The sequence below is a fragment of the Bilifractor sp. LCP21S3_F8 genome, assembly GCF_052117805.1.
Lineage (GTDB): Bacteria > Bacillota > Clostridia > Lachnospirales > Lachnospiraceae > Bilifractor.
Map to the genome: position 1 here is coordinate 60835 of NZ_JBQKIK010000018.1, position 8654 is coordinate 69488.

Annotated in this window: 7 protein-coding genes; all 7 read right to left on the reverse strand. The window is 54.0% G+C overall.

From position 1 onward, the window contains the following. Window positions 1–35: 35 nt before the first annotated feature. On the reverse strand, window positions 36–1445 hold the full coding sequence (locus tag ACTQ3A_RS09310; protein WP_441494658.1) for a M18 family aminopeptidase: 1410 nt from the start codon (window positions 1443–1445) through the stop codon (window positions 36–38). After that, window positions 1446–3089, reverse strand: a complete 1644-nt coding sequence (locus ACTQ3A_RS09315) for a hypothetical protein (protein ID WP_441101341.1) — start codon at window positions 3087–3089, stop codon at window positions 1446–1448. 24 nt (window positions 3090–3113) lie between these two features. Further along, a complete protein-coding gene (locus tag ACTQ3A_RS09320; protein ID WP_441101342.1) occupies window positions 3114–3812 on the reverse strand; it encodes a YkgJ family cysteine cluster protein in 699 nt (232 codons plus the stop codon). 110 nt (window positions 3813–3922) lie between these two features. Beyond that, complete coding sequence (gene thrH, locus ACTQ3A_RS09325) at window positions 3923–4528, reverse strand: bifunctional phosphoserine phosphatase/homoserine phosphotransferase ThrH (RefSeq protein WP_441101343.1); 606 nt, start codon at window positions 4526–4528, stop codon at window positions 3923–3925. Between the two features lie 86 nt (window positions 4529–4614). Then, window positions 4615–6276 carry a family 43 glycosylhydrolase gene (locus tag ACTQ3A_RS09330; RefSeq protein WP_441101344.1) on the reverse strand — a complete coding sequence of 554 codons (1662 nt, stop codon included), beginning with the start codon at window positions 6274–6276 and terminating at the stop codon, window positions 4615–4617. Window positions 6277–6415: 139 nt separating this feature from the next. After that, a complete protein-coding gene (gene ilvN / locus ACTQ3A_RS09335) occupies window positions 6416–6889 on the reverse strand; it encodes an acetolactate synthase small subunit (protein WP_441101345.1) in 474 nt (157 codons plus the stop codon). Window positions 6890–6903: 14 nt separating this feature from the next. Next, window positions 6904–8526: a biosynthetic-type acetolactate synthase large subunit gene (gene ilvB / locus ACTQ3A_RS09340; RefSeq protein ID WP_441101346.1), complete on the reverse strand. Its 1623-nt coding sequence runs from the start codon at window positions 8524–8526 to the stop codon at window positions 6904–6906. Window positions 8527–8654: the final 128 nt, after the last annotated feature.

Below are 8654 nucleotides of genomic sequence, written 5' to 3' on the forward strand. Positions count from 1 at the left end.
TCGGACGCGAAGCCCGGAACCCCGCGGAAAAAGCCTCACCGGATTTCCGGCAGCTTCTCCTCAAAGAAATATTTCGAAAACATTGCCAGATACTGCGGATCTCTGGCGCCCGCCGTCTCATAGGATGAATGCATGGCCAGCTGCGCCAGGCCGATGTCCACCGTATTCATGGACACCTGCGTATTGGAAATATTGCCGAGCGTCGAACCTCCGCGCATATCCGACCGGTTCACAAATCCCTGACACGGAATTTTATGAGCCTCGCACAGACAGCGGAAAATCGCCTCGGACACCCCGTCGGTGGTGTACAGCTGATTGGCATGATTTTTGATGACGATTCCCTGATTCATGCGCGGACGCAAAACCGGATCCGCCTTATCCGGAAAATTCGGGTGCACCGCATGCGCGTTGTCCGCCGATACCATAAAGCTGTTCGCAAGGATACGATGGCAATCCTCACGTCCGAGACCGAGGCCGTCCATGATCCGGTCGAGCGTATCACGCAGGAACGTCGATTCCGCACCCTGCTTGCTTCTGCTCCCCGTCTCCTCATTATCAAAGACACAATGCATGCCAAGGATTCCTGTCCCGCTTCCGACCTCCATTCCCGAATCCACAAATCCGAGGAAGGAGCTGTAGCAGCATTCCAGGTCATCCAGCTTCGGACTCGAGATAAACTCTCGGTCCGCACCCCAGACCGACTGCGGTGTGCGGTTCACGAGAAAGAGATCCTCTCCGAGGATTTTTTCTCCCTTCTCCTCCTCAACGCCCGCGGCATCGGCAATCAGCTTCCGGAACCCCTCCCGGTCGCCGTTCTGACTGAACAGCGGAAGCATGTCCTTCTGCACATTATAGGCAGTGCCGTCATTGGCGTTCCGGTTCATGTGAATCGCCAGTGACGGAATCATCAGAAGATCCCGGTCGATGTTCACCAGTCTCTGTTCGATCCTGAATGCAGGAGAATTCTCAGCTTGTCCTCCCGGTGTCTCTTCGTCCCTGCTCCCTTCAATCCCGGATGCAGAAGATCTTCCTTCTGCTCCCGGTACCAGGACCAGCACTCGTCCGGCGACGGAAAGCGGACGGTCAAACCATGTACTGCACAGCATCCCGCCGTATTTTTCAATGTTCAGCTTAATCTCATCTGCATTTACACAGATCTCCGGCGACGGTTTTACCTTGAAGGTCGGCGAATCACTGTGACTTGCAATGATATGGACACTTCTGATCCCGCCTTCCGACAGAGCCGGAATCCGGAAAGAGAGAATGGACGAGCCGTTCCGCGTCACAAAATATCTGCCGCCCGGCTTCAGATTCCAGCTTTCTTCCTCCCTCAGCTCCTCATAATCGTGCTCGAGAAGCTCGTTCTTCAGATTTTCAACAACATGAAAACAGCTCGGTGACCGCCGGATAAAGTCCAGCACCCGGTCAGACGCATTGTCAAACATTTATTCTTCCTCTTTCTTTCTCTGATAATAATTCAGATGCTTCGAATTTCCCATGCGGGCATCGTGCGCAAGAGCATTCCGCTCCGTCTCATCCAGCTTGTATTCGGGAATGTGTATCTCGTCTTCCTCCGGCCTGAGCTCTTCCGGGTTCCGGATAATATGTGTGCCCTCATGTTCTTCCACATCCTGCACGTCCTGACGCAAACCCATCCGCTGCGCGTAGTTCCTGTTCTCCACATCCGCCGCGCGCTGTGCATAATTTCTATTCTCCACATCCGCCGCGCGCTGCGCATAGTATCTGCTCTCCGCGTCCGCCGCACGCTGCGCATAATATCTGCTCTCCGCGTCTCCCATCCGCTGCGCGTAATTCAGATGAGTCTCCGGCTCTGCCCGATGAGCGCTGCCGTCATATCCGCGCAGATCCGGATTCCCGGCGGCTTCCGCCATCCGCTGCGCGTAATTTCTGTTTTCCACATTCGCCGCGCGCTGCGCATAGTATCTGCTCTCCGCGTCCGCCGCGCGCCGCGCATAATATCTGCTCTCCGCGTCCGCCGCGCGCTGCGCATAGTATCTGCTCTCCGCATCTCCCATCCGCTGCGCGTAATTCAGATGAGTCTCCGGCTCTGCCCGATGAGCGCTGCCGTCATATCCGCGCAGATCCCGATTTCCGGCGGCTTCCGCCATCCGCTGCGCGTAGTTCTTGTTCTCCGCATCTGCCGCGCGCTGCGCGTAATTTCTGTTTTCCACATCCGCCGCGCGCTGTGCGTAGTTTCTGTTCTCCATGCCCGCCGCGCGCTGCGCAGCTGTTCTGCGGCTTGCCGCCGCCTGCGCCTCGCGAAGTGCCGCATCCTTGTCCGCATCCGACGGAATAAAGAAGCGCAGAAGCCTGGTCTTGTGCATGACAAAAATGCACAGGTCCATGAACAGATGGGCAATCAGCGTACTCACGATCACTCCGTTCGACTTCAGGAGAAAGTCCACCTTAAAGCCGTACCAGCATACAATCGCGGAATACCCTGCCATCAACCCCAGAAGCGGCAGGTTTCTCCACAGACCGGCGACCGTCTCCTTGAACCAGTCCCAGGTAAAATCGAAATACAGGAAACGGCCTGCGGCCAGCAGCAGAAAATACTGGATCAGCGTGTCATAGTTGTCGTCCTGGTAGATCACCTTGATATAGAGCAGAATCAGAATGATGTAGAACGAGCTTAAAAGCCGGATACAGGCCTTCTGCTCCGACTTGATATGCGTAAGACGAACAAGAGCCACGTCAAACCAGCTCGTAACCAAAACCGAAAGCAGAATGAAGACCAACAGCAGTATATCTCTGTACTTGAACCAGTACTGTGACAGCGGCGACCAGTACTCGTCCAGTAAATAGTATACGCTCAGGAAGAGCAGCACAGCCGTACTCGAGAACACCATCTCGTAAAAACTCTCAATCAGAGAAAAATGTGTTTTCCGAACCGCTTTCAGCGTCCGGGTATCCATATTTACCGCGTCCTTCCTGCCATGATAACCGGTCTGCACGCGCGCCGCGACCAGAATGACAGCCAGAACCCCGGCCAGACACAGAAACGAGACCAGAAAAAAAGGTCCCGCATTCTTAAAATCAAAGTAATGCGACAGATAAAAAGAATTCATGACAAACGCTTCCCTTCAAAAATATTACCGAAGCAGCGGTGCCAGCCCCTCTCGCGCCCTGTTCATTCTCCGGTCAAACTGCACATAGAAATCCGTCCCGGCCTGATACGGCATCACATAGAAGATCTGAAGCACATACCGCGTCACCTGATCCCTGCTCCGGTCCGTAAGCATACCGAGCCTTGCGCTCAAATCCTTCAGGAAAAAATGCCAGGTATTGATATAGGCTTCATACCGCCCCGTCTCCTCCTCCGGCACGCCGATCCAGTCACATACCTTTACCATGGAAGAACCGCCCTTTGTGCACTCCCCCTTCTGCACAAAGTAACGGAAGCTCCGGTCCTCATCCCGATAATATCTCCCCAACGGAAAGAGACGGCAGAACCCGGGTCTTATCTCGTGAATTCCGCAGCGTCCGTTGCTGTCCAGAAACGGACACCCGTCCTCCCTGGACGGATCCGCTTCGTCATGTTCCATGATATTCGGAAGGATCATCCCGTCCACAATGCGGATTTCAATTTCCTTCTCGATCATATCCTCAAAGCTTCTGCCCAGGCCACAGGTCAGACGGTACATGTCCAGCGGATCGAGAACGATCGAATCCCCGGTCATACGGCAGCAGTCTGAACACCCGCTGCAATCCCCGCATCCGACCGGCGCCTCATCCTCCGCCCGGTAAAACCGTCCGTCCCAGATATCCTCAATATCAACCTCACGGATCATATACGTTATCCACCTGATTTTGTACTTTTTCTGTGGATAACCCGAAATCGATGTTCATAACTCCGGTATTTATCCACAATGTCCACAAGTTATCCACAAAATGTGAACGTTCACTCAGCCATAGCCTTCCGGATCGCCTGAAGAAGATCACCGTATTCCTCAAAAGCCGGAATCTCCGGATGATCCGCCTTGATCTTCTCCGTGCTGCGGAACAGGAATCCGGCCTTGCTGGCCTGAATCATTCCCAGATCGTTATAGCTGTCTCCGCTCGCGATCGTATCGAATCCGATGGACTGCAGTGCCTTCACGGTGGTCAGCTTGGACTGCTCGCAGCGCATGCGGAAGCCGGTGATTTCCCCGTTATCCGCCACATCCAGCGTGTTGCAGAACAACGTCGGATTGCCCAGCTTCTTCATCAGAGGTGCCGCAAACTGCTCAAACGTATCCGAAATCAGAATGACCTGCGTAAAGGAACGCAGCTCGTCCAGAAACTCACGCGCGCCCTCCAGCGGATCTATGGTCGCGATGACATCCTGTATTTCCTTAAGACCGAGGCCGTGCTCCTTCAGGATTCCAAGTCTCCAATTCATCAGCTTATTGTAATCCGGCTCGTCCCGGGTCGTTCTCTTCAGCTCCGGAATCCCGCTCGCCTTTGAAAAAGCGATCCAGATCTCCGGTACCAGCACTCCTTCTACATCAAGACATGTGATATACATGATTCATTTCCTCCTGTTATACTGTATATATTTTCATCCGGTCAAACATCGACTCCTCAGATGACGAAAAATCAAATCCCCAGCACTCAGCCAAGTGAAAAATCAAGCAGATCAAACTGACCTTTTCCCTCAAAGGCCAAATAAAGCGGCGCGGTTCCCGCCTCCTGTTCCCAGGAGGTACTGTATTTCCTCCACTCTCCGCTTCCGCTCACCTCAATCTCTGCCACAGCTTCTCCGTCGTCACCCGTAATCACGTACAGAACGCCGTCTCCACGTCCCCGCATCGTAACGGTGATTGTAACCTCCTCGCCGTCGAACTGAAAATATTTGTAGCCGATGATCGTATCGCTGCTGATCCGGCCGACATACGTTTCCTGCTCCTTCCCCTTCGTCCCGGGAATTCTGCTGCACATGATTCTCGGCGCGTGATAGTCCATGCCGGCATTCGATCCGTGCCGCATTCTCCCGTTTGTCAGATTGCAGCAGATCGCCGCCGGATAGGTGCCCTCCGCCTTCAGCGGACCGCCGTTCAGGCCGCAGCTGGTCATCTCCACCTGATCGATTGTACCGTCTTCCAGAACCTCAATCGGCTCCGCACATCCCTGCCGGCTGTAATCGCTCATATTCGTCAGCCGGTGATAAAAGACATACCACTGCCCGTTGATGTACTCGATGCCTCCATGGTTCGTCCCCGTATGGTTCAGCCTTTTGGACGGCTTCCTTCCATCCAGGTAGATATCGCCGTTTGAAATAATCGTCCCGCGGAACGTAAAGCCATGATCCGGATATTCGCTGGTGGCATAGCACAGCTCGTGATTCTGTCTCGAAGAATACACAAAAATGTACATCTTCCGGATCTCATAATTCGTGTCACGAACCGTTTTTCTGCTTTCACTCCTCACTCCGGCCTCTTCCGCTCGGGACAGTTCATCTGCCGGCGTCTCTTTTCCCGCCGACAGCTGTTCATCCGCCGGCGTCTCTTTTCCCGCCGATGTATCTTCTTCAACCCTCACCCGGTATTTCACACGCCGAATTGAGCTTCCCTCAAAAAACGGATGCCCGCTCTTCACGAATTCGTCCGGGACAATCTTCACAGGCTCCGATCTGGCCGTGAGCATGTCGTCCTCCAGTTCCACCATGCAGGCGCCGTCAACCTCGCCCTTTACCGCCCGGATTTCCTCTGCCGTGCGCCCGAACATCTTTTCCATCATTTTCCGCGCCGCCGCAGGGGGCATTCTGTGCGAAAAACCGTAGTATGTTCCGTAATACAGGCGGATCACGCCGTCGTCGTTCAGAACTGCCGGATCAAAGCAGACATATTTTGTCAGAGGGTTTCCTTCGCTGTCTCGGACGATGCCCAGATACTCGTAGTGTCCGTTCGGCTCATCCGCCACGGCAACGCTGACCGGGTTGCTGTAGCCACCCTTTCCGCGGTAGCCTGCCATGCAGTAATACAGATAATATCTGCCATCCTTTCCGCGGACGCAGTCCGGTGCGTACATGTACGCCATTTTCCCTGCATTGTACAGCGGATCCTGTTTCGCGCTGTAGATCGTCCCCGCGCAGGTCCAGTTTCCGAGGTCATCAACGGGAGCCGACCACCCGACATAGTCCCTGGCACAAAAGGTGGCGGCATTTGCCCTGTCATGGGAACCGAAAACATACACGCGGTCTCCGAATACATGCGGCTCACCGTCCGGGACATATTCATCCAGTGGTAAATACGGGTTAAATGCCTGTTTCGTCATTTTTTCCTCCGCTCTGCTCAGCCCTTCAGCATCGCGATAACGCCGGTCCGCTGAAGCTCAAGAATTTCAAAACTCTGCTCAGCCCTTCGACATCGCGATGACGCAGGTCCGCTGAAGCCCAAGAATTCCAAAACTCTGCTCAGCCCTTCGACATCGCGATAACGCCGGTCCGCTGAAGCTCAAGAATTCCAAAGCTTCTCACCAGTTCAATGAATTCATTGATGGTATCCGGCTCATCCGTAATCAGGATCACCATGTTTTTCGGCGCTACGTGACGAATTTTCGCTCCCATGACGCTGCAGATCTCAATGAGAGAAGACCGGTTGGTCTGGGAATAGGAGACCTTGATCAGCATGGTCTCAAGCTCAACACACCTCGGTTCGTCCAGCCGGCGCACCTTGATGACATCCACCTTTTTGTTCAGATGCTTCTCGATCTGGTCAATTGTTCTCTGATCTCCCGTAGACACAATGGTCATACTGGAGACATCCTTCCTCTCCGTCTCACCTACGGCAAGGCTATCTATATTGTAGCCCCTTCTCGCGAACAGACCGGAAATTCCGGAGAGTACGCCGTCCTTATTCTCTACCAGTACGGAAAAAATACCTTTCATTTTTCGCGCCCTCCTTAATTTGTGTTGTTCGCGGAGTCAATCTCGCAGACCATGATGCACGCCCCCGGGCACGCCAGGAATCTGTCGAGTTCATCGTCCAGGGTCTCATTGGAATCCGCGTAAAAATAATCCATGTCGTAGGCTTCCGCCAGCTTGTCATAATGCGGATATTTATGCAGCTGCACTCCCGAGTAACGCTTATGGTACTTCTTCTCCTGGTGCTCGCGGACCAGACCCAGGTATGTGTTGCGCATCACCAGAATCTTCACCGGAATCTTATTCACGGCAATCGTTCCCAGTTCAAACATCGACATCTGAAAATCACCGTCTCCGCACACGGCAACCACCTGCCGGGACGGATCCACAAGCTTGGCGCCGATCGCAGCCGGAATGGAATATCCCATCGTTCCCATTCCGCCGGTCGTCAGGAAACGGCCGTTCTTCATGATGTAGTTGTCTGCCGACCAGAGCTGATTCTGGCCGACATCCGCGATATAAATCGCGTCGTCGTCCATTTTTTCCGACAGATGCTGCACCAGCGTCATCGGATTCACAAGAGCATCACTGAACTTCCGATGATCAACCGTGCTGTGCTTGATTTCCTCCAGCTGCTCCAGCCACGCACTCGTGTCTACATGAATGTCCGCGTCCAGAAGCGCCTGGAATACAAGCCGCACATCCGCCACAAGCGGGATCGTCGGTCCAAGGTTCTTGCCGATCTCGGCAGAATCGATATCGATGTGAATGATGTTGACCTGTTTTTCCAGGTTCTCCGGCTTCGGAACAGCGCGGTCGGCGATTCTGGCCCCGACCACGATCAGAAGATCACTATTCGATACCGCGCGGTTCGCGTACGGCTTGCCGTTGTTGCCCAGCATGCCGAAGTACAGCGGATGCGCCTTCGGAAGGACTCCCATACCCATCATGGTATGCACAAGAGGAATCTGATTCTTCTCGCAGAAAGCCCGCACCAGCTCCTCCCCGTTTCCGAGGATCACTCCGCCGCCGACACAAATCAGCGGTTTTTTCGCCTTATTGATGGCTGTCACCACCTTCGAGAGCTGCTGCGCGTTTACCTTCGTGTTCGGCTTATACCCCCGGAGATTTACCTCCTCGGGATACACAAATACCTTCTTTAAGGCAGCGCTCTGTACGTCACATGGAATATCAATCAGTACCGGACCCTTGCGCCCGCTGGACGCGATATAGAAAGCCTCCTTGAAGATACGGGGAATGTCGTCCGCGTTCTTGACAAGGTAGCTGTATTTTACAAAAGATTCTGTGGCGCCTCTCATATCCGCCTCCTGGAACACATCCCTTCCCAGAAGGGAACTGTTCACCTGGCCGGTAATCGCCACAATCGGAATGCTGTCCGCATACGCGGTAGCAAGCGCCGTGATCAGATTCGTCGCTCCGGGACCGGAAGAGGTCACACAGACCGCTGTCTTCCTGGACACGCGGGCATAGCCGCTCGCCTCATGGCCGGCCGCCTGCTCCTGACGCACCAGAATGTGCTCAATCGACGGCGCATCATAGAGCGCATCGTAAAAAGGCGCAATCGCGACTCCCGGAATTCCGAAAATCTTGGTAACGCCCTCCGCTTCCAGACACTTCACCATTGCCTCTGCACCATTCATTCTTCTTCCTCCAATCTTTTGACATACTCCCACGGCTGAAGCCGTGGGATTCTTTAGATTCTCTTAACATCACCACAGTCGTATAGGAGGGATATAGTTAAGTCTTTCAAGATTTATCGTCTATAGGA